General features: G+C 54.3%; 21 protein-coding genes. 4 read left to right on the top strand and 17 right to left on the bottom strand.

Annotated features, from left to right (window positions below; all coding sequences use genetic code 11):
• Positions 1 to 20 precede the first annotated feature (20 nt).
• The 4 genes from MKX63_RS27775 to MKX63_RS27760 form a co-directional block, all read right to left on the bottom strand.
• A complete protein-coding gene (locus tag MKX63_RS27775) occupies positions 21 to 860 on the bottom strand; it encodes an RCC1 domain-containing protein (RefSeq protein WP_341021748.1) in 840 nt (279 codons plus the stop codon).
• Between the two features lie 325 nt (positions 861 to 1,185).
• The gene (locus MKX63_RS27770; protein ID WP_341021746.1) at positions 1,186 to 1,608 is read right to left on the bottom strand and encodes an FMN-binding protein; all 423 of its coding nucleotides are present in this window, start codon (positions 1,606 to 1,608) and stop codon (positions 1,186 to 1,188) included.
• A gap of 46 nt (positions 1,609 to 1,654) precedes the next feature.
• Complete coding sequence (locus MKX63_RS27765) at positions 1,655 to 2,425, bottom strand: flavodoxin family protein (RefSeq protein ID WP_341021745.1); 771 nt, start codon at positions 2,423 to 2,425, stop codon at positions 1,655 to 1,657.
• A gap of 354 nt (positions 2,426 to 2,779) precedes the next feature.
• A complete protein-coding gene (locus tag MKX63_RS27760; RefSeq protein ID WP_341021743.1) occupies positions 2,780 to 3,262 on the bottom strand; it encodes a GNAT family N-acetyltransferase in 483 nt (160 codons plus the stop codon).
• Between the two features lie 131 nt (positions 3,263 to 3,393).
• Here MKX63_RS27760 and MKX63_RS27755 point away from each other — a divergent pair, with 131 nt between their 5' ends.
• The gene (locus MKX63_RS27755) at positions 3,394 to 3,993 is read left to right on the top strand and encodes a hypothetical protein (protein ID WP_341021741.1); all 600 of its coding nucleotides are present in this window, start codon (positions 3,394 to 3,396) and stop codon (positions 3,991 to 3,993) included.
• On the opposite strand, the gene MKX63_RS27750 is transcribed toward MKX63_RS27755, so the two are convergent.
• From MKX63_RS27750 to MKX63_RS27740, 3 genes are all read right to left on the bottom strand, one after another.
• Positions 3,983 to 4,900: a class I SAM-dependent methyltransferase gene (locus tag MKX63_RS27750; protein ID WP_341021739.1), complete on the bottom strand. Its 918-nt coding sequence runs from the start codon at positions 4,898 to 4,900 to the stop codon at positions 3,983 to 3,985. The genes MKX63_RS27755 and MKX63_RS27750 overlap by 11 nt on opposite strands.
• A 131-nt stretch (positions 4,901 to 5,031) precedes the next feature.
• Positions 5,032 to 5,667, bottom strand: coding sequence for a type 1 glutamine amidotransferase family protein (locus MKX63_RS27745; RefSeq protein WP_341021737.1), 636 nt, complete (start codon positions 5,665 to 5,667; stop codon positions 5,032 to 5,034).
• A gap of 135 nt (positions 5,668 to 5,802) precedes the next feature.
• Positions 5,803 to 7,197 carry a sedoheptulokinase gene (locus tag MKX63_RS27740; protein ID WP_341021735.1) on the bottom strand — a complete coding sequence of 465 codons (1,395 nt, stop codon included), beginning with the start codon at positions 7,195 to 7,197 and terminating at the stop codon, positions 5,803 to 5,805.
• A 126-nt stretch (positions 7,198 to 7,323) separates the two neighbouring features.
• On the opposite strand from MKX63_RS27740, the gene MKX63_RS27735 reads away from it, so the two are divergent.
• On the top strand, positions 7,324 to 8,082 hold the full coding sequence (locus tag MKX63_RS27735) for an SDR family oxidoreductase (protein WP_341021733.1): 759 nt from the start codon (positions 7,324 to 7,326) through the stop codon (positions 8,080 to 8,082).
• 71 nt (positions 8,083 to 8,153) lie between these two features.
• Here the strand turns inward: MKX63_RS27735 and MKX63_RS27730 are convergent, their stop codons facing one another.
• The 6 genes from MKX63_RS27730 to nirB all read right to left on the bottom strand — a co-directional run bounded on the left by MKX63_RS27730 (position 8,154) and on the right by nirB (position 13,356).
• Positions 8,154 to 8,291, bottom strand: coding sequence for a hypothetical protein (locus tag MKX63_RS27730; protein WP_341021732.1), 138 nt, complete (start codon positions 8,289 to 8,291; stop codon positions 8,154 to 8,156).
• A 75-nt stretch (positions 8,292 to 8,366) separates the two neighbouring features.
• Positions 8,367 to 8,687: an iron-sulfur cluster biosynthesis family protein gene (locus MKX63_RS27725; RefSeq protein ID WP_341021730.1), complete on the bottom strand. Its 321-nt coding sequence runs from the start codon at positions 8,685 to 8,687 to the stop codon at positions 8,367 to 8,369.
• 235 nt (positions 8,688 to 8,922) lie between these two features.
• The gene (gene cobA / locus MKX63_RS27720) at positions 8,923 to 9,690 is read right to left on the bottom strand and encodes a uroporphyrinogen-III C-methyltransferase (protein ID WP_341021726.1); all 768 of its coding nucleotides are present in this window, start codon (positions 9,688 to 9,690) and stop codon (positions 8,923 to 8,925) included.
• Complete coding sequence (locus tag MKX63_RS27715) at positions 9,687 to 10,556, bottom strand: formate/nitrite transporter family protein (RefSeq protein WP_341021724.1); 870 nt, start codon at positions 10,554 to 10,556, stop codon at positions 9,687 to 9,689. Before MKX63_RS27715 ends, cobA begins: the two co-directional genes overlap by 4 nt.
• Before the next feature lie 39 nt (positions 10,557 to 10,595).
• Positions 10,596 to 10,907, bottom strand: coding sequence for a nitrite reductase small subunit NirD (gene nirD / locus MKX63_RS27710; protein ID WP_076086655.1), 312 nt, complete (start codon positions 10,905 to 10,907; stop codon positions 10,596 to 10,598).
• Positions 10,908 to 10,926: 19 nt separating this feature from the next.
• Complete coding sequence (gene nirB / locus MKX63_RS27705; protein WP_341021723.1) at positions 10,927 to 13,356, bottom strand: nitrite reductase large subunit NirB; 2,430 nt, start codon at positions 13,354 to 13,356, stop codon at positions 10,927 to 10,929.
• Between the two features lie 339 nt (positions 13,357 to 13,695).
• Here nirB and MKX63_RS27700 point away from each other — a divergent pair, with 339 nt between their 5' ends.
• Complete coding sequence (locus MKX63_RS27700; protein ID WP_341021722.1) at positions 13,696 to 14,292, top strand: ANTAR domain-containing response regulator; 597 nt, start codon at positions 13,696 to 13,698, stop codon at positions 14,290 to 14,292.
• A gap of 12 nt (positions 14,293 to 14,304) precedes the next feature.
• Positions 14,305 to 15,354, top strand: a complete 1,050-nt coding sequence (locus MKX63_RS27695; protein ID WP_341021721.1) for an anthranilate phosphoribosyltransferase — start codon at positions 14,305 to 14,307, stop codon at positions 15,352 to 15,354.
• Between the two features lie 93 nt (positions 15,355 to 15,447).
• On the opposite strand, the gene MKX63_RS27690 is transcribed toward MKX63_RS27695, so the two are convergent.
• The 4 genes from MKX63_RS27690 to MKX63_RS27675 all read right to left on the bottom strand — a co-directional run bounded on the left by MKX63_RS27690 (position 15,448) and on the right by MKX63_RS27675 (position 19,034).
• Positions 15,448 to 15,951, bottom strand: a complete 504-nt coding sequence (locus MKX63_RS27690; protein ID WP_341021719.1) for a DMT family transporter — start codon at positions 15,949 to 15,951, stop codon at positions 15,448 to 15,450.
• A gap of 18 nt (positions 15,952 to 15,969) precedes the next feature.
• Positions 15,970 to 16,395 (bottom strand): DMT family transporter, encoded by a 426-nt coding sequence (locus MKX63_RS27685; protein ID WP_341021717.1) that lies wholly within the window; start codon positions 16,393 to 16,395, stop codon positions 15,970 to 15,972.
• A 208-nt stretch (positions 16,396 to 16,603) separates the two neighbouring features.
• A complete protein-coding gene (locus MKX63_RS27680) occupies positions 16,604 to 17,005 on the bottom strand; it encodes an NUDIX hydrolase (protein ID WP_341021715.1) in 402 nt (133 codons plus the stop codon).
• Positions 16,998 to 19,034, bottom strand: coding sequence for a translation factor GTPase family protein (locus MKX63_RS27675; protein ID WP_341021713.1), 2,037 nt, complete (start codon positions 19,032 to 19,034; stop codon positions 16,998 to 17,000). The genes MKX63_RS27680 and MKX63_RS27675 overlap by 8 nt, the downstream gene beginning before the upstream one ends.
• Positions 19,035 to 19,041 lie beyond the last annotated feature (7 nt).

Raw genomic sequence — 19,041 nt, 5'->3', positions numbered from 1 at the left:
GCTGTGGCATTAAGATTGTATTAAGATGATAGTCCATGCAGCAGGGATGTATCACATTGCCCGTACTCATTACTTCCCGCCGCAACTACGGTGCCATCCTGCTGAAGACCGAGCGTGTGGGTGCAGCCTGCGGCAATGTCCACAATATCTGTCCAGCCGCTTACCTCGCATTGTCCGTAATCATTCCAGCCTGTAGCTATCACAGTTCCGTCGGATTGTAAGCCTACTGTATGATGACTGCCAGCTGAGATGGCCTTAATGTTGCACCAGCTGCCTACCTCACCTTGTCCGCGCTTGTTCAGCCCTGTATTGACTACAGTACCATCTGCTCTGAGTCCAATGGTATGAAGATAACCCGCCGCGATCATCGTCAGCTCCTGCCAGCCATTCACGTTCCGCTGTCCATAGCGGTTGTTACCCGCCGTAATAGCTGTACCATCGGCCTTGAGTCCAGCCGTGTGCCAGTCTCCTGCAGTGACCGCAATGATATCCGCCCAGCCGCTTACCTCACATTGGCCTTCGTTGTTTCTTCCCGCCGCAACCAGCGTTCCATCGGCCTTCAGCCCGACCGTACGCCGCCAGCCTGCCGCAACCGCAACGATATCGTGCCAATCGCCCACGTTACATTGATCATGCTTATTCCAGCCGGCCGCGATCACCGTTCCGTCCGATCTTAGCCCTACTGTATGCGAATTCCCTGTATGAGCATTGCCTGCTGCAACGGCAACAATATCCTTCCAGCCGCTTACCTCGCATTGCCCGTATGTATTTTCGCCGCAAGCCCATACTGATCCATCCGGCAAAAGTACAACGGAATGGCGGTGTCCCGCCGCGATGTCGGATAATGGGTGGATATGCATTTGGATTGCTCCTTTGGTTTCTTTTTTTGTATAAGGATCTCGTAATGATATAGCTATATAAATTGAACTAATGTTTTATGTTTTGGAATTAGCCGTGACTCCAGAGAAGTTTTGGACTTCCGGCCGCTGCCCTTCTACAGATTTCATGATTTGTTACCATTTTTAATGGTTGAAATCCGTAGACTGCTGGTGCTTACGATGCGAGCTTTCCTGCGGAAAGCTTTCAGGCGGTCGCTACCGCTCCTCCAGTTCCAAAATTCCCCTCCGCCACTTTTCCTTTAACTTAAATTTTTAGTTCAATCTATATAGTATTACAAAATACTCGTTACCTTTCAACGCCCTTGTGAAGGGCATTCTCAATAGCCTTGAGGTAGGCTTTACTTGTAAGCGTGGCACCGCTGATGCTGTCTACCTGAAGCGATTGAGCCTGAATCACTCTGCCGAACAATTCATCTACAGATGCTGTCGACTGATTCTCAGCATGCTCCAGGAGCTTGATTGCTGTAACTTTGTGAGCCGTGACGGTTACGATAACCTTATTCGCCCTCCATTTATACATTCCGCCGGCATATTCACCTGTATACTCACCCGCATGCAGCTTGTTGAAGTTCACTCTATCAATCTCTACGGTCCTCGCTTCCCGGCGCTCTTTCTCTGTATAGAGCAAGGCCGCGCCTGAACCGATTAGACTCAAGAGAACCACGGTAAAAAACAACAGCAGCAGGTTGCGTTTCCCCTTCTTTTTCATGTTTATCCCCCTCGCTGTGAATGAATATAATTGTGTTCATTCATTTTCAAGCGCGTTTAGCCATTCTTTTACCGATTCGGTCAAACAGATGTCCGGCCAAGCTCTTGACAGGACCCAGCGAGACCGGATAATAATACGCCGCTTCAAACCAGCCATTAGCCTGGTAATGCCGGAAATCCTTCGACCGCTCATCCAGCATATGCTGAATGCTGGTCCGGGACAGCCGGAACATCAGCAAGCGGAACAATGTGGGAGCCGGCGGTGCCGGACGCATCAGACCTTTGTAGAAGCGGGCCGCAGCCTTGCGGATTCTCACAGCATTCTTCTGTGCGGCTGCCGTGGGAACTGGCTCCATCGTCTGCAGCACACAGCCCCGGGTCACCTGGAACCCGAAGTTCTCTCCCATACTGCTTAGATATTTGCGGATCGCATTCCCGCCGTGAATTCCCTGATTGACGATCGGCGTATAGGTCTTGCCGAAGAACTGCGGCCGATGGAATACATACGCCAGCCGGTCGAGCAGATTCTTCATCGCTGCCGGAACATGGAACGCATAATTGGGAGCCGCCATAATCACACCGTCCGCATGCTCCAGCTTCTCGATCAGCACATCCCGGTCATCCCTCAGCGGACAATACTCTTCACCTTTATTGAAGCACACCTTGCAGCCCCGGCAGAATTCAAGCCTGTAATCCTTCAGGAAAATATACTCAACCTCTATCTCCCCAAAGGTGCGGAGCTGAGCCTCGAATTCGCAGACCGCTCTGTACGTATTGTTCTTTTGCTGATTGCCGATGATTGCGATAACCTTCTTCATGATTGTCCCTCCAGATTAGAATTCAAAATAGTGGCTCTAATTCATCTATGCGCTTATTGTGAATGAATATTTTATAATTCATTCATAAAGTATATTAACATAGATATGCGTTATTGTCTGTATGGACACAGCTTGATTTTGAACGAATGGTGAAGATGTACAGGTATGGGCTCATTATGGCAAAATAGAATCCTGGCATGCCCAAGAAGCCACAAGCAGCAATCTGCTTCTGGCTCCTTCCGCTTTTCTTTTACTGAATCAACATCAACATCCCAAACCCGCTCTGAGTAAAATACAAGCTTGGATACGAAATATTGCTGGTCCCCTGAGAAGTGTCCATATTCCCACAGGAAATCAGATATGTAAGTCCCGGATATACCATGCATCGCAGGCATAGTGCTCGGAACCGGCAAGCGGACCATCCAGCGGGCTGAACCCGTGCTTGACATAGAAGCGGCCAGCCGCCTGCATCGTCAGCAGCGTCTCCAGGTAACACTTGCGGTAATGCTGCTTAGCGAAGGCAAGAGCTTTATCCAGCAGCTCTGCTGCAACGCCTTGGCCGCGGACAGCTGCGGACAGGTACATTTTCTGTAATTCACAGATCTGCTGCGTTTCGTCAAAAGCTGCAATCCCGCAGCCGCCAAGCACCTCTCCATCCACTTCTACAATCCAGTACGCCCGGTTCTCCGCGCTATTATAATAGGTATATAAATCATGCAGACTGTCATCTGCCCAGGCCAAGCCTTCGCGGTTGCCGCCGAATTCAATCAGGCATTCCCGGATAATCCCCTCAATGGCCGCATTATCCCTGCGCTCAATGGGGCGGATGGTAATCATATCTTTGTCCTCCTTTTATCCTCTATCTGCTTCGTTTCCTGCTTCATGTACAGCTAATCTATCATATCATTTCCCGCTGAACGTTGCGCCTGCTATACTGGAATTTGCAAGCAAAATAAGGAGTGAAACAGATGAACCGACTGGTATTTTTTCTTGGCCCCGGAGGGGCGGGCAAAACCACCTTAGCCAAGGCTGTTGCAGCCCGGCGTACGGCGGCGGTGTTCGATATGGACATTCTGCTGCGTCCGGCAGCAACCGCGATCATGACTATGCACGGGCTTGACCCTGACGACAGAGATTCCGATGAGTATAAAAGATTATGCCGCGATCTCGGCTACCGCATCACCATGGATGCCGCGCTCGATAATATCGGCCTGTCCAGCGATATCTATGTGGTGGGTCCCTTCACCAAAGAAGCGGCCGATCCGGAGGGGATCGGCCGCGAGCTGGCGCGCATCGGGCGCACACTGAAGGAGGTTGAGGTCAAAGTCGTCATGGTAGGACTTGCGGATGCGGCCATGTTCCGTGAACGGCTTGAAGGCAGACATTCCGCGCTCGACGCCTGGAAGTTCGCCCACTGGGAGAACTTCAGCGCTTCGCTAGGCCACCGCACCGTAGCCTGGCCGCTCCCGCCTGCACAGGTGGCGCAGATCGACAATTCCCACCCTGACCGGAATGTCGCGGTAGCGGCGGTGGAAGCTTTTATTTATGAAGAAGAAGCTACTTCTTAACCGCATGAATATAATGAATTGTCTCAAAAGCAGCAAGGTCATCCGAACGGTTACCGAAGAACCGGTCCTGGATGGCTTCCGGGGACAGGTGCTCGTAGACCAGCAGACCGGCCTCAGTCAGCAACTGCTCCATCTCCGCGTAAGAAAAACAGGATTGCATGGGTTCGCCGCCGGCGGCAGCCAGCTGAACCATTTTGCCAACCCGGCCAGACAAGCCCTGCTCCTCCCATAGCCGCTCATCTGCATAATCCAGCACGATGGAGCTTCCGGCAGGCAGATTCGCGAACAATGCGCTGATCAAGCGGGCGTTCTCCTCCTTGGTGAGGTAGTAGGATACCCCCAGGAGGCTGAATAGGGTTAAGGCATCAGGATCGAACCCCTGTGCGAGCAGACTGGGATAAGCGAATCCGCCCGTAAAGTCCATGGGAACAAGATGAAGATTGCCGGGAACCGCAAGCTGTGCTTCCTTAAGCCTCTGCTGTTTGGATGCCTGGGTAGCAGGAGCGTCCACTTCAAAGATCTCCAGCTGCTCCCCTAGTTCAGGATAACGGTAGGCAAAGCTGTCCAGCCCCGCACCAAGAATTACATACTGCTTCAGCCCAAGACTCATCTCATGCAGCACTATGCTCTCACAGTAGGCAGCACGTGCCAGCGGTGTGGGGGATAACTGAACCTGGACAATCCATCTCAAGATGGCTTCAGGATCATCAGGGTATTTCTCCGCAATCTCAGGATTGAAGAACGTAATCCCTTGCACCATATTCCTGCGGATGTCCGCGAACTCCTGCGGTGATATCAGCTTCTGTGCGACATAATCATCGATGATCTTCGGACTGTCAAATTGACTGTGATATGCGCGGCCAAATGCGGACACTAAGGCAGTTATGCTGGACTTGTTCTGCTTCATTGGTGGTTCCTCCATAAAAAATAAGATTCCCCCTGGCCAGGAGAACCTTATTATATACAGAAAATATTAATATGTAAATTATAGCATATAAAATATTTTTTGTCAATGATAGATGTTACAATATTTCCTGTTTACCCCTGATCTAACGAGCCCATAAGCTGGAAAAAGTATTCGGTCTCCTGTGTCTTGTTAAGACTGTACCATGCATCCAAGGTCGCTGGAGCAAATACCTCTAAGACCCTTAGCACTTCCCTCGCGAACTCCAGCGGAGCGATGCCTGATGCCGTGACCAGCTTCCCGCTGACAGCTACAGACCCATCCTCATGATAAGCTTCCCCTTTATAGCCGGGGCTGACCATTTTCAGGTAATCCAGATTGTTGCTTGTATGCGGCACAGCATCCAGATACCCCTTATCCGCCAGCGCCATGGTCGCCCCGCAGATCGCAGCAACAGCCACACCGAGCTTGAGCGCTTCGTGAGCCCTATCCAAGACCGGCTGATTCTCCGCCTCTCCCCACGTATTGCCTCCAGGTAAAATCAAAAGATCGCCGCTTGCCAAACTGCACTCATCCAGGGTGAGATCCGGCTGTACCGTCAGTCCGCCCATAGTTGTAACCGATTCATTGGTGGCGGATACTGTGATGACTTTTAAGGGTGCTGTCCCCTTTTTGAAGTACCTTCCTGTGTTCAGTTCTGCGGCCAAATACCCGTATTCCCAGTCTGACATCGTATTGAATACATATAGATAAGCTTGTCTGTTTTGCATATTGCAACTCTCCCATCACTATTTGATATAGCCTATTATAGTAAAACTCCCCTGACAGACGGTGTCAGGGAAGATCGGGAGAATGGGAAGAATCTACGTTAGCACTTGGGTGGACGCTCCGCTAGTTAAGATAACTCAGCTAGACTCTGCTCTAAGATAAGCACCCGCTTCACTGAAGCTGGGAATCTCCCCGCCGCCGACAGCAGCACAGAGCGCTGCCCCTACAGCCGCTTCCTCAGCGTGTTCACCAAGCTCAAGCGGTAGCCCGAAGGCAGCTTCTGCCTTGGCGCACAGCACCGGATTCGTCCGCAGCGCATTGCCGGAGCCTATAAGGCGGCTGAATGTGCCTGCGCCCTGCTGTTCCAGAACTGCCAGGAAGCCGTGCAGTTCATCTACCATTCCTCGCAGAAAAGCATGGACCAGCCCGCCGGGAGTAAAATTCTCCAGCGTGATTCCTTCCACACTGCCGCGCTTCCCCGGATCTGTCCTTGTCCCCAGGAACTGTGTGTTCACCGTAAGTCCTGTGCTGCCGCTTCCCGGTACCTCTTCACTGAGCAGCCTGGACATCAGGGAATAGATATCTGTCGGCGCTTCTCCAGTGTATGCGGTAATCAGCTGCCGGAAGAATCCCTCCAGCAGAGCATAAGACTTGCCGCCGCTCAGGGCTGCACCGACCATCAGCACCCCACCCCCAGGGAACGGGCGTACTTCCATCGCGGAAGGAGGGTTATCACACTCAGGTACCCAAGCCGAGAGCTGGCTCCCTGTGCCAATGTTCAGCAGCAGAGATGCTCCGGGCTGCGGCACACTCCCCAGGAAGCTGGCCTGATTATCCCCGAGCGCGGTATACACGGGAATGCCTTGTGATGTGCTACCGATTGCCGTACCGGAGGGTACGACCTGCGGCAATAACGAAGGATCGATACCGGCAAGACTAATCGCTGTTCTATCGAAATCCCCTATCCTTGGACTGAAGCCCCCGATTCCCGCTGCCTGCGTTGCATCGATCCGCGGCACATCACAGTTTGCCAGCCTCATCGCAATGTAGTCAGCAATCGTGCAGAAGCTGACTGCATCTTCCGGGACAAGCTGCCTGCAAATATTAAAGTAATGGGTGGCGAGTCCGTAGCCGGGAGCTACAGTGTAACCGGTAAGGTCACTGAACTGCTGCGCATAGGTAGGACTGCCAGTCCCTCCGGTGAGCTGTCCCGCCCGTCCGTCCTGCCAGGTATACAGCGGACCTAGTGCCCTTCCGCTTTTATCCAAATAGACAATCCCATGCATCTGCCCGGTTAAGCCAATGCCCGCTACTTCCGGCTGGTGCGCCAGCAGACGTTCGAGTATATGTTCTACCTGCTTCACAATCAATTCCGGGTCCTGCAGCCGCTCCCATTCCTGATTCAGACTGAAGGGCAGGCTCGCATGCGCTTCCGTAAGGCTATGCAGAATCGTCCGCTTCTCCAGATCGTATAGCAGCCCGGAGATGGATGTAGTTCCGATATCTAGTCCGGCCGTAATCATAGGCTCCATCCTCTTCCCTGTTGTATAGCCATATGTTAAGCCTTCGCGAAGGACAGCGTCAACCAGGCGCATAAAACACTAAGAAGCAAAAGATACTAGAACAGAGAAAGTATAACTATAAACGGAGGTACATAAATGAGACTTCACAACAAAGTGGCAGTAGTTACCGGGGCGGCATCCGGGATGGGGAAGGCTATTGCCGTCCTGTATGCGAAGGAAGGGGCCAAGGTGGTAGTAGCGGATATTCATCTGGAGGCTGCAGAGACGGTAGCCGGTGACATCAAAGCTGACGGCGGGGAAGCCATAGCAGTACAAGCGAATGTTGCAGACGAATCTGACATCCAAAATCTGATCGACAGTACTGTCAACACCTATGGCACTGTAGATATTCTGGTGAATAATGCGGGGATCATGGATAACTTCGAACCGGCGGGTGAGATTGAGGATGAGAGCTGGGAGCGTGTGCTCGCCGTTAATACAACTTCGGTGATGCGTGCAACGCGCAAGGTACTGCCTATTTTTCTGGCAAAACAACAGGGTGTTATTATTAACGTTGCCTCTGTAGGCGGTCTGTTCGGTGCCCGGGCAGGTGCGGCTTATACAGCCTCGAAGCATGCGGTTATCGGCTTTACCAAGAATACCGGATTCATGTATGCTGCCAAAGGAATCCGCTGCAATGCGATTGCGCCGGGCGGTGTGGAGACCAATATTGGTTCTACCATGACTCATATTAATCCTTTTGGCATGGAACGTACACAGCCTGGCATGGCACTTAATCCACGGATGGGCCAGCCCGCTGAAATCGCACAACTCGCCTTGTTCCTGGCTTCAGAGGAAGCAGGCTTTGTGAATGGAGCAGTCATTACCGCAGACGGCGGGTGGACGGCTTATTAAGCTGAGGGCCTCAAACGAAATGAAGGGCACTATTGCGAAATAGCACCCTCATTTGCAACCTTTGGGCCGCATCAGGGCCAGATGACCAAACGCTGCGGCGTGCCCTGTCCAATTGTAATCGGTTTTTCGATTACATTTGGCCTACGCGGCGTGCCCAGTCCAATTGTAATCGGTTTTTCGATTACAATCAGCTCACGAGTCTTCGGCATCCCCAATATGTTCGGCTTTCTCTTAAAAAAAGGCCATCTCCCCTCTTCGAGTAGATGGCCTTTTACAAATCTCCTTCAGCTCCGAGCATCCTGCACCCTGATATTGCTCCCGAACAAGGTGGAATCACTTGTCAGCTTATAGGCCGGATACCCGGCCTCTGCTTCGAGCCGCATCACGTCATCGAACAGCAATTCCTGCTGGCGGTCACACAGGAAGGTGAACGGCTCAGTCTGAAACACAATATCGGTCGGCGAAGGCTCGCTGACTACGCGGATGACCAGCATGCCGTTACAGCCGCAGTCCTCCGTATCATAGAACATTTTGAATTGCCCAGGCTTCCCGGCCAAACTCTGCTCCAGCCGTTCGCGGGTCATGCTATTAAGCTCAATTTGCATCTGCAATTACTCCTCTCAGGACATTCTGCCCGGTATGCTGTATCTGTAGGCGACAAGTATAGTCCCTAATCTCCGCAGACCCGTGTGACAGCAGTCACTATGAATGTGAAAATATGACTCTCAGCGCAGCATGCCAAGTCATCGATAAAATCTCCTTCCTGAATATAACACAGAAACAGGCGCTGCCATAACCCGGCCCGCAGCCTGGAAATGCCAACGCCTGCTCTATTCTGCTTCACCCGATCTGCGAACGTACGGCTTCCTCCAGGCTTAGCAGCTCTGCTCTGACCTGGACCACCTCACCGATAATGATCATGGCCGGATTGCTGATCTTCATCGCAGCGGCGACCTTGCCGATATGGCCAAGCGTGCCGGTCACGATCCGTTCGTGCACCGTTGTTCCGTTCTCAATTAATGCAACCGGAGTCTGCGGATCTTTGCCGTGGGCCAGCAGTTCCTTGCAGATCTCCCCCAGCTTGCTTACACCCATATAAATCACAAGCGTATCTACACTATGGGCCAGTGCATCCCAGCGCAGCGGCGAATCCTGGCTCTGGCAGCGGCTGCCGGTCACGATGGCGAAGGAAGCCGCCACACCGCGATGGGTCAGCGGAATGCCCGCAGAAGCGGCTGCGCCTACTGCCGAGGTGATTCCCGGAATCACCTCATAGGGAATACCGGCTGCGGCTGCGGATAACGCTTCTTCCCCGCCCCTGCCGAACACGAACGGGTCGCCGCCTTTCAGCCGGACTACATGGCTTCCGGCTGCCGCATGGCGGATCATCAGCCGCTCCGTTGCCTCCTGAGGCATCGAATGCAGACCCGGCGCTTTGCCGCAGTAGATGCGCAGGGCATCGCCTCTGGCATAGTCCAGCAGCTCCTCATTCACCAGCCGGTCGTACAGAATTACGTCGGCACGTTGAATGCGCCGCAGCGCCTTCAATGTAATCAGCTCGGGATCGCCTGGACCCGCACCAACAATGGATATGCTGCCCTGCTTCATAGGCTTTTCTCCAGGGCAGGTGTGCCCGGGAGCCCCGCTTCTCCGCGTCCCGGAAGCTCCGCTGCCGCAGAAGCACCAGGTCTGCTGCTTTTTTGCGATAAGTAGAATAGAAGGCCCGTGAACAACAGTCCTCCGGCGAAGTTGCCGAGCAGCACCGGAATGCCGTTCCAGATCCACCAGTCCGCCATCGTCACATTCGCTCCAAGCATCATCCCCGCCGGAATGACGAAGAAATTGACAACCGTGTGCTCGAAGCCCTGTCCGAAGAAGGTCAGGATGGGGAGCCACATGGCGAGGATTTTGCCGGAGGTGGATTTCGAGGTCATCGCCATCACTGCACCCAGCGTAACCATCCAGTTACAGAGCATTGCCTTGATGAAGGCCAGCCCCAGTCCCTCTGCCCCCAGACTCTGATAAGCCTTCGTCTTCCCTTCACTTGCCGTAATGAGCGTCTGCACCATGGGGTTCGACAGATCAGTGCCCATCTTCGTAATTGTCAGCCCGTATAATGCGGCATAGACGGCACACCCGATCAAATGCCCGAGAATCACCCAGAAATAGTTCCCCAGCATGCGCCTGACGGTAGTCTTCTTCTCCAGTACAGCCAGCGGAATCAAGGCGAAGCTGCCGGTAACCAGCTCCAGCCCGAGGAGAATAATCATCACGAAGCCTACCGGAAAAAGAATCGCGCCCGCCATAGGGATCTTGGTCTGTGCCGCAGCGGTGAAGGCCAGTGTGGTCGCGCATGCCAGAATGGCACCGCCGAGACTGCCGCGGACAATGAGCTGCATGATGCCCAGTTCTGCTTTGGTTTTTCCCGCTTCAATCATGGAGCCCAGCACTTCGCCTGGTTTGACATAGTCCATTGATGAATCCCCCTTTATACGTGTCCCTGTATGAATGAATCAGATCGTTAAGTACAAGCTGCCTGTGGCGTGATCGACTTCCACCTCATAGGTAGTCACATGTCCCGTATCGGGGGCCTGCACCTCACCCGTATGCAGCTCGATCCGCCAGTCATGGAGCGGGCAGTGCACCTTGGAGCCGCAGACCATGCCCTCCGAGAGCAGCCCGCCCTTGTGCGGACAACGGTTCTCCACCGCCAGCACCTCTCCGCTGCTTAGCCGGAACAAGGCAATCTCGGTATCGCCTACCCGCAATTTACGTGATCCTTTGATATCTACCTCATTCAGGTTGCCGATTAGCAGTTTGGTCATTGTCATTTCGGGTTCCTCCTTAGACCGTCTCGGGTAACGAGATCGCTTCGAAATTCTTGCGCAGCTCCGGCGTATTCACAATCTGCTTCCATGGATCGGTAGTGAGGCTGAGCGTCTTCTGAATTCTCTCCACCAGCGCCGCCCGTTCCTCCGGGGATTCCAGCGCCTGCTTGATGCTGTCCAGACCCACGCGCTCGATCCACTGTGCAGTCCGTTCATTCCATCCGGCTTGCTCGCGGTAATACTGCAGGAACGCACTTGCCCATTCCAGGACCTCATCATCGGTCTTCACCACGCAGAGCAGATCGGTCGCCCGGACATGGACGCCGCCGTTGCCGCCGACATGCAGCTCCCAGCCGCCGTCTATCGCCACCACCCCGAAGTCCTTGATTGTCGCTTCCGCACAGTTGCGCGGACACCCGGATACGGCCAGCTTCACCTTACCCGGAGCATTCAGCCGTTCAAAAGCCTTTTCCAGCCGAATCCCCATCCCCAGCGCATCCTGGGTCCCGAACCGGCAGAAGGTGGAGCCTACGCAGGTCTTTACGGTGCGCAGCGTTTTGCCGTAAGCATGGCCGGAGGGCATATCCAGCTCCTCCCACATCTTCGGCAGATCCTCCTTTTTCACGCCCAGCAAATCCAGGCGCTGCCCGCCGGTGAACTTGACCAGCGGCACATCGTATTTCACCGCCACCTCCGCTATCTTGATCAGCTCTGCGGGAGAAGTGACCCCGCCGTAGATTCTCGGCACTACTGAATACGTCCCGTCCTTCTGGATATTGGCATGGTAGCGCTCATTCGTATATCTGGATTCATTCTCATCCACGTATTCCTCCGGCCAGAGCATACCCAGGTAATAATTCAGCGAAGGGCGGCATTTCGGGCAGCCTTCCTCATTGCTCCAGGACAATACATGCATGACTTCCTTCACCGTGGTCAGCTTCATCCGCTTGATCTCGGCGACAATCTCATCCCGTCCAAGCGTCGTGCAGCCGCAGATTCCCTCCTTGACCGTAACGGCCGCCTCTCCGGCATAGAGCTGGAGCAGTCCCTCTACCAATGGCTTGCAGCCCCCGCAGGAGGCGGATGCTTTGGTGCAGGCCTTGATCTGGCCGACACTGGTGCAGCCGCCGGCGGTAATCGCTTCGGCAATGGTTCCCTTCGTTACACCATTGCACCCGCAGATGATCTCGTCATCCGGCATCCCTTCCAGCCGGTTGCCCTTGGGCGAAGCCAGCGCATCGGCCGGAAGGCCGAGCAGCAGCTCCTTCTCGCGCCCCTTGATATTCTCGCCCTTCTTAATCATTGAGAAGAGCTGCGCGCCGTCATTGGTATCCCCGAACAGCACGGCACCGATTAGCTTATCATCCTGAATGACCAGCTTCTTGTAGATTCCCTCCGTCTCATCCTGGAAGCGTAGAGCCTTAGTGAAGGGCTGTTCAATATACTGTCCCGCCGAGAAAACATCGACGCCGGACACCTTCAGCTTCGTCGAGGTCACCGAACCGGCGTAGCCCTCTGTGGGAGCGCCTGCCAGTCTTTTGGCCAGCACAGCGCCTTGCTCATACAGCGGGGCTACCAGGCCGTAGGCAATGCCGCGATGCTCTGCACATTCCCCGACGGCGTAAATGCCGGGCAGGCTGGTCTCCATATAATCGTTCACCACGATGCCCCGGTTCACCTCAATCCCGCTGCTGCGGGCAAGCTCCACATTCGGCTTGATGCCGACTGCCATCACAATCAGATCAGCCTCCGCCATCTCGCCGTCTGCGAACAGCAGGCCTTTGACTCTTTTTTTGCCGAGAATGGCTTCCGACTGCTTCTTCAGCAGGAACTTCATGCCCTGAGCTTCGAGCTCTCCCCGCAGCATCCGGGAAGCGGTCTCGTCTAACTGACGCTCCATAATATACTCGTGGATGTGAACCACCGAGACGTCCATCCCCAGGTGCAGCAGCCCTCTGGCCGCTTCAAGTCCGAGAAGACCACCGCCGATGACTATCGCTTTGTTATATTTTTGCGATACGTCCTGCATAATTTGAGTATCCTTGATGTCACGGAAGGCAATAACGCCCTCCTTCTCTGTTCCGGGGATCGGCAGCATAAAGGGATTGGAGCCGGTCGCCAGAATCAGCTCATCATACGCAGCCGTAACTCCTTTATCCGTATTGACTGTACGTGCAGCAGTGTTAATAGAAGTCACTGTGTGCCCTGTGTATAAGGTAATATTGAAGCTGCGGTACCATTCGAGATCATTAATGACGATTTCATCCAGGCTTGCCCCGCCTGCCAGCACGGAAGACAGCATGATGCGGTTATAATTGGGATAAGGCTCTGTGCCAAAAATCGTAATCTCGTACGCCTCCGGCGCCAATTTGAGCAGATGCTCAATGGCTCTGACCCCCGCCATCCCATTGCCGACTAATATCAATTTTTTACGCTTCACTGTCATCTGTATCTCTCTCCTCTCCAGGTGCACAACAGAAATAGCCCGCTTCACTCCGCCCGGAAAAGATACTTTTCCCGTAAGCGTTATAAGTGAGAGCAGGCGCCATTGCCGCTTCAGCCGAATACATCGTTGTATTCGTGAATTGTTGAATTTGTTAAAACGACTATACTACAGCCGTCTACGATACGTCAATAATTATGACATATAAAATTTAATTAATTTAATTTATCGACAAGAACGTTGATTTTGTGTTATATAATATAACATTAACTATCCTGTAAATTAGATTGTGAGCAATTATACAAGATGTCTCTATTCTTAGGTAAAAGGAGCGTCGTCCCCATGCATTCCCTGCTCGTAATAGAACCTGCTGGAACAGAGAATCCCGCAGAAGCGCGCTCCTCTGAAGGACCTGACCACATCCTAAGCTCTTGCGGCTATGTAGTAGGAAGCGCAGCGTCACCGGAGCAGGCTGCCCCGTTCATCGGCGATGCCGATGCCTTCATCCTCAATCTTCCGGTGACGGATATCAGCCATTGGAGAACCCTGCTGGTGCAGCATAAGCTTGCGCCAGTAATCTGGTGGTGTACCCCGCATACCGCTAACCTCTCCGTCTCTGCCTGCGGCGACGATATTATGGTGGACGGCATTCTATCCCCTGCTATGAAGCCGCCGGAGATTCACTGGACGCTGCATTTCAGTGCCAGGCAATGCTTCGAGCGCAAGCAATGGTTGAAGGAACGGGAGCAGCTGCTCTCCCGGATTGAAGAACGCAAATGGATCGACATGGCCAAGGGCATTCTGTCCAAGGCCAAGAATATCAGTGAATCGGAAGCCTATGACCTGCTGCGCAAGCAGGCAATGAATGAACGCAAACGGATCGTGGATGTAGCAACCTCCATCGTCAAGGTCTACCAGATGCTGCAGGATCAAACTTAAGGAGAACGCCATATGATTAATATTCTGAAGGAAGTTGCCCGCGGCAAACGCGGTGCGAAGGATTTAAGCTACGGGGAAGCTGAATATGCGGCCGAGGCCATACTCACCCGGTCCGCTTCGCCGGTGCAGATTGGCGCGTTCCTGATCGCAGAGCGCATGAAGCTGGAGAGCCTGGAGGAGCTGGAGGCTTTTGTGGCAGTCTGCCGTAAATATGCCTTCCGTGAGCCTGTTCACCAGGGAATTGACTGCGCCGGTCCGTATGACGGCAGGGTACATTCCTTCATTGCAACCTTCCCCACGGCCTTTCTGCTGTCGGCCGCAGGTCTGCCGGTTACCCTGCATGGTTCAGCGGGCTTGCCGCCCAAATGGGGCATTACGCTACAGGATATCATCCAGGCCGGGGGAGTGGATGTAGCCGGACTGAGCCGCAAGGACGCGGTTCATGCCGCCGAAGCCGGCGGGGTGCTGTTCGTGAAGTCGGAGCAGTGGTGCCCGCCGCTGGGTGAGCTTCGCGGACTCCGTGAGGACATTGGGATGCGGACGATTTTCAATACGGCGGAGAAGCTGATCGACTATTCCTGCTCGCCGTTTATTGTATTCGGGATATTCCATAATACGGTATTCGACCGGAGCTCCCGGCTCATTGTGAAGCTCGGCTATCAGCGGGGACTGGTGGTGCAGGGCGTGGAAGGCTCGGAGGACCTGTACATTGACCGGCCGAACCGCGTATACCGGATTCAGGACGGAGCGGCAGAGCTGGATATCATCGACCCCGATTCGCTTGGTTTGGAGGTTCCCGTACCTGTCGAGCAGGAATGGACGGCTCTGCGGCAGCTCCGTACGGCCGAAGAAGTCCTGCAAGGCGGCGGGCATATGGCTTACTACAATCAGACGCTGCTTAACGCCGCCGCCAGACTGCATGCCGCCGGGCGTGTGAACTCGATTGAAGAAGGCGTCTATACCTGCAAGCCTCTGCTGGACAACGGCCAGGCCTGGGAGACGTATCAGCGCTGGCATCGCGCAATGACGGGCAGCAGAGTTGCTCCACTCGGACAGAGATGAGAGTGGGAGATCGGTGTTCCACACACACTAAAAAGCGTGCCATCCGCATTCCTGCGGTGCACGCTCTTGTCCGTTACTGCAAATGCTTCGTCGTTAATCCGTATGCAGTGCCCCCTGCGGCTTGCCGGAACCCTGGCTCCCGGCGGGCTCTTTAGCATCGCTTGTGCCGCCCAGCTTGAAGACCAGGATGCCGCCGACAATGATCAGCACGCCGATTAGCTGGTTTAACGAGAACGGAACCTTCGCCAGGCCCAGCCAGCCCAGTGAATCCCACAGCAAGGCGAAGCCGAGCTGGGCAGTTAGTACAATCGAGATGGCATAAGTTGCGCCAAGGATTCTGGTGGCCTGGACCAGGCAGATCACGACCCCCACGCCGATCATTCCGCTTAACCAGTACCAGGGCTGCATGTGCTGCAGCGTGAACATATTTTTCCCTTCCATAATCAGCCCCATGACGAGGGATGCGGCGAAACCCATACCTAGTACCAGTGTTGTAGTCGACCAAGAGCCTGTGTGTTCATTAACCTTGGCGTTGAAAATATTCTGTAAACTGACCAGCGCGCCCGCGATCAGTGCAAGTACTAATCCTGCTAACATATCTTTTGCCCCCTTCGTTTAGAACTTTAGTACAACTACCCCGAGAATCATCATCCCGATGCCGATAAACTGCGGCAGCTTCATCTTTTGCCGGACGACACCGAACCAGCCCCGGATATCAATGATGAACGTCAGGCAGAGCTGCGCAATCAGCAGCGCCGAGATCGTAAGTGTAACCCCTATGTTCTGAATCGCCGTCACCTCACTGAAAATCACGAAGGCGGCCAGACCGCCGCCGCTGATGTATAGCGGATGTACCTTGCGGAAGCCGTGCTTTTTGCCGTCCCGTACCACCAGCGCTATCGCTAACGCCATAATGAATCCGGTAAGCTGGGTAATGGTTGCCGCCTGCCACGTGCCGATATCCTGGCTGATTCTGGCATTGGCTACCCCCTGAAGTGTAATGCAGGCCCCGGCCATAAATGCGAATAGTATTCCTTTCATCTGTCTCTCTCCTCTTTTTGCTTCTCTCTACTTATTAAAAGCCAGTTCGCCGGATTGGAAAAGGACATATGTCCTATTCCGTTAAAGTCTGCTAGCCGTGCCGCCTGCATCGCCCTGCTAAAGAGAGAACAAGCCCGTTTCAGGCCGGATTCCGGCTCAAAACGGGCTTGCATAGACTTTTCGGACAAGCTGGGTGCACGCCTGACTCTTAGGAGATGAGACCCATCTCCCGCAGCTTGTCCATGATGATGACGCTGACCGCCGACACACGGTCTTTGTCCTTATAGGATAACCATGCCAGTTCTTCAATCTCCGAAGCCGGGGCAAGCTCGCCTGTGAAATCTGCGGTCAGGCAGGTCATCCGCACGAGCACGCCTTCCGCTTTGCCATGGGCGGGAGCCTCGAAGCTTCCGAACGCTGCAATCGTCTCCGGCAGGATCTGAACGGACAGCTCCTCCTCAATCTCGCGGATGAGAGTCTCGGCATCACTCTCGCCGGGCTCCCGCTTACCGCCGGGGAAATAATAGGTGTCCTTGCCTGTGGAACGCGCGCCCAGTACCTTGCCGTCCACAACATAGATCCAAGCTACCTTATCTATTACATTACTCATTGTTAGTCTGCACCTTTCCTTCTGCGTCACGCTGAAACGGAACTGCCCGTTTAAGAACAGTGTACCCGTTCCTGCTTGCTGCTTGAATATGCATATGCTGTCCGGCCTCTTCCCAGGGTACAGCATATCCCTCACCTTTAGCGCAAAAAATAGACGCCGAGGAGTAGGCCGGGTCTGCATTTTTATTATAATTCCGCTGCTCCACCACCGCCCCGGTCTGGTGGCAAGGCTCATATCCGGCTACTCTGAGCGACATCGATCCCTTGCCCTGCGTCATCGCCGCCAGTCTCACCCCATAATTCATGAAGCTTGCCGCCGGAACTATGCCCGTAATTACCGCCTTGGACGGTGAAATATCCGGGGGATTGAAGCGGCCGCCGGCTTGCTGAATATCACTCATAACCTTTCCCACATCGTCCGGATCTATCCGGATCTTCAGGTCGTAGACCGGCTCCAGCAGCAGATTATCTGCCTGCTCCAGCCCCTGTCGCAAGGCGCGGTAAGCTGCTTCCCGGAAATCACCGCCGCTCGTGTGCTTATTATGTGCCTTTCCCGTCAGCAAGGTGATCTTCAGATCCGTCAGCGGGGAACCGGTCAGCAGGCCGTGATGGCCGCTCTCCAGCAGATGCTGCTCAATCTGATGCTGGTAGCCTAATGTGAGATCATCCGGGTGGCAGCGGTTCATGAACGTGATCCCGCTCCCGCGTTCCCCGCCCTCAAGCATGAGATGCACCTCGGCGTAGTGGCCCAGCGGCTCAAAATGCCCGCAACCATAGACTGTACCCGCAATAGTCTCCTTATAGAGAATCTCCGGCGGGCCAAACGAGATTTTAAGCTGGAACCGCTCCGCCGCGATCTGCTCCAGAATCTCAAGCTGTATCCCGCCCATCACATGAATATGCAGCTCCTGGAGATCTTCATCCCAGCTTACATTCAGTGACGGATCTTCCGCGCCAAGCTGTCCGAAGGCATGCATCAGCTCCTTCAGGTGCACGGGCGGCTTGAAGAGCACCTTGGATTTCAAGGTGGGAATCAGTCCGCTGCTCTGCGCGTCCTGAAGTTCGCCTACTCCCGCACCCGGCAGCACGGAGCTTAGGCCGACAACGGCGAACAGCTCCCCGGCGGCAGCCCAGTCAGCAGCGCTATAAGCAGTACCGTTATATTTGCGGATTCCGGTAATCCGTTCGGAGGTTTGTTCCGCTTCTGCGCCATAAGCCAAGCTCTCGCGGTTCTTCAGCACGCCCTGCAGCGCTTTGATGTAGGTGATACGCGTACCTCTGGCATCGTGGCGGATCTTGTAGACCCTCCCGGCAAAAGGCAGCGTATGATCGTACTCCGTGAACGTGAGCGCATCCAGCATCTCCAGAAATTCACTCACCCCGCGGTCCAGCAGCGCAGAGCCGTGCATACATGGGAAAATCTCTCCGCGCTTTACCATAGACCTCAGTGCAATGCGGCAACCGCTGTCTGTCAGCATGCCTTCAAGATAGGGTTCCAGCAGCGTCTCTTCGCGTTCGGCAAGGAACGATTTCATCTCCTCGGTCCACTCAGCTTCCGGCTGCTCCGGCAACAGCATGGCATCGCCGCTAAGCAGCTGCCGGATCTCTTCCAGGACCCGCTCAGGGTCGCTGCCTGCGCGATCGGTTTTGTTAATGAAGAACAGGGTCGGAATCCGGTGCTGGCGCAGCAGCTGCCAGAGCGTTTCGGTGTGGCTCTCTACACCCTCCACCGCGCTGAGAATCACCACCGCATAGTCCAGCACTTGCAGACAGCGCTCCATCTCCGGGGAGAAATCGACATGGCCCGGCGTATCCAGCAGGAAATAGCGGGCATCCTTATAGGTGAACTCCGCCTGATCGGCGAAGACGGTGATCCCGCGTGCTTTTTCAATCTCATGGGTATCCAGGAACGTATCCTGATGGTCCACACGCCCCCTGCTGCGGATGGCTTCGGTATGGTAGAGCAGCTGCTCGGCGAAGGTCGTCTTCCCGGCATCTACATGGGCGAGCAGTCCGACAGTTATATTCATAGAGTGC

This window comes from Paenibacillus sp. FSL R7-0179 (genome assembly GCF_038002265.1).
Lineage (GTDB): Bacteria > Bacillota > Bacilli > Paenibacillales > Paenibacillaceae > Paenibacillus_AQ.
Note: the sequence above shows the minus strand (reverse complement) of the source record. Positions and strands in the feature narration are given on the sequence as shown.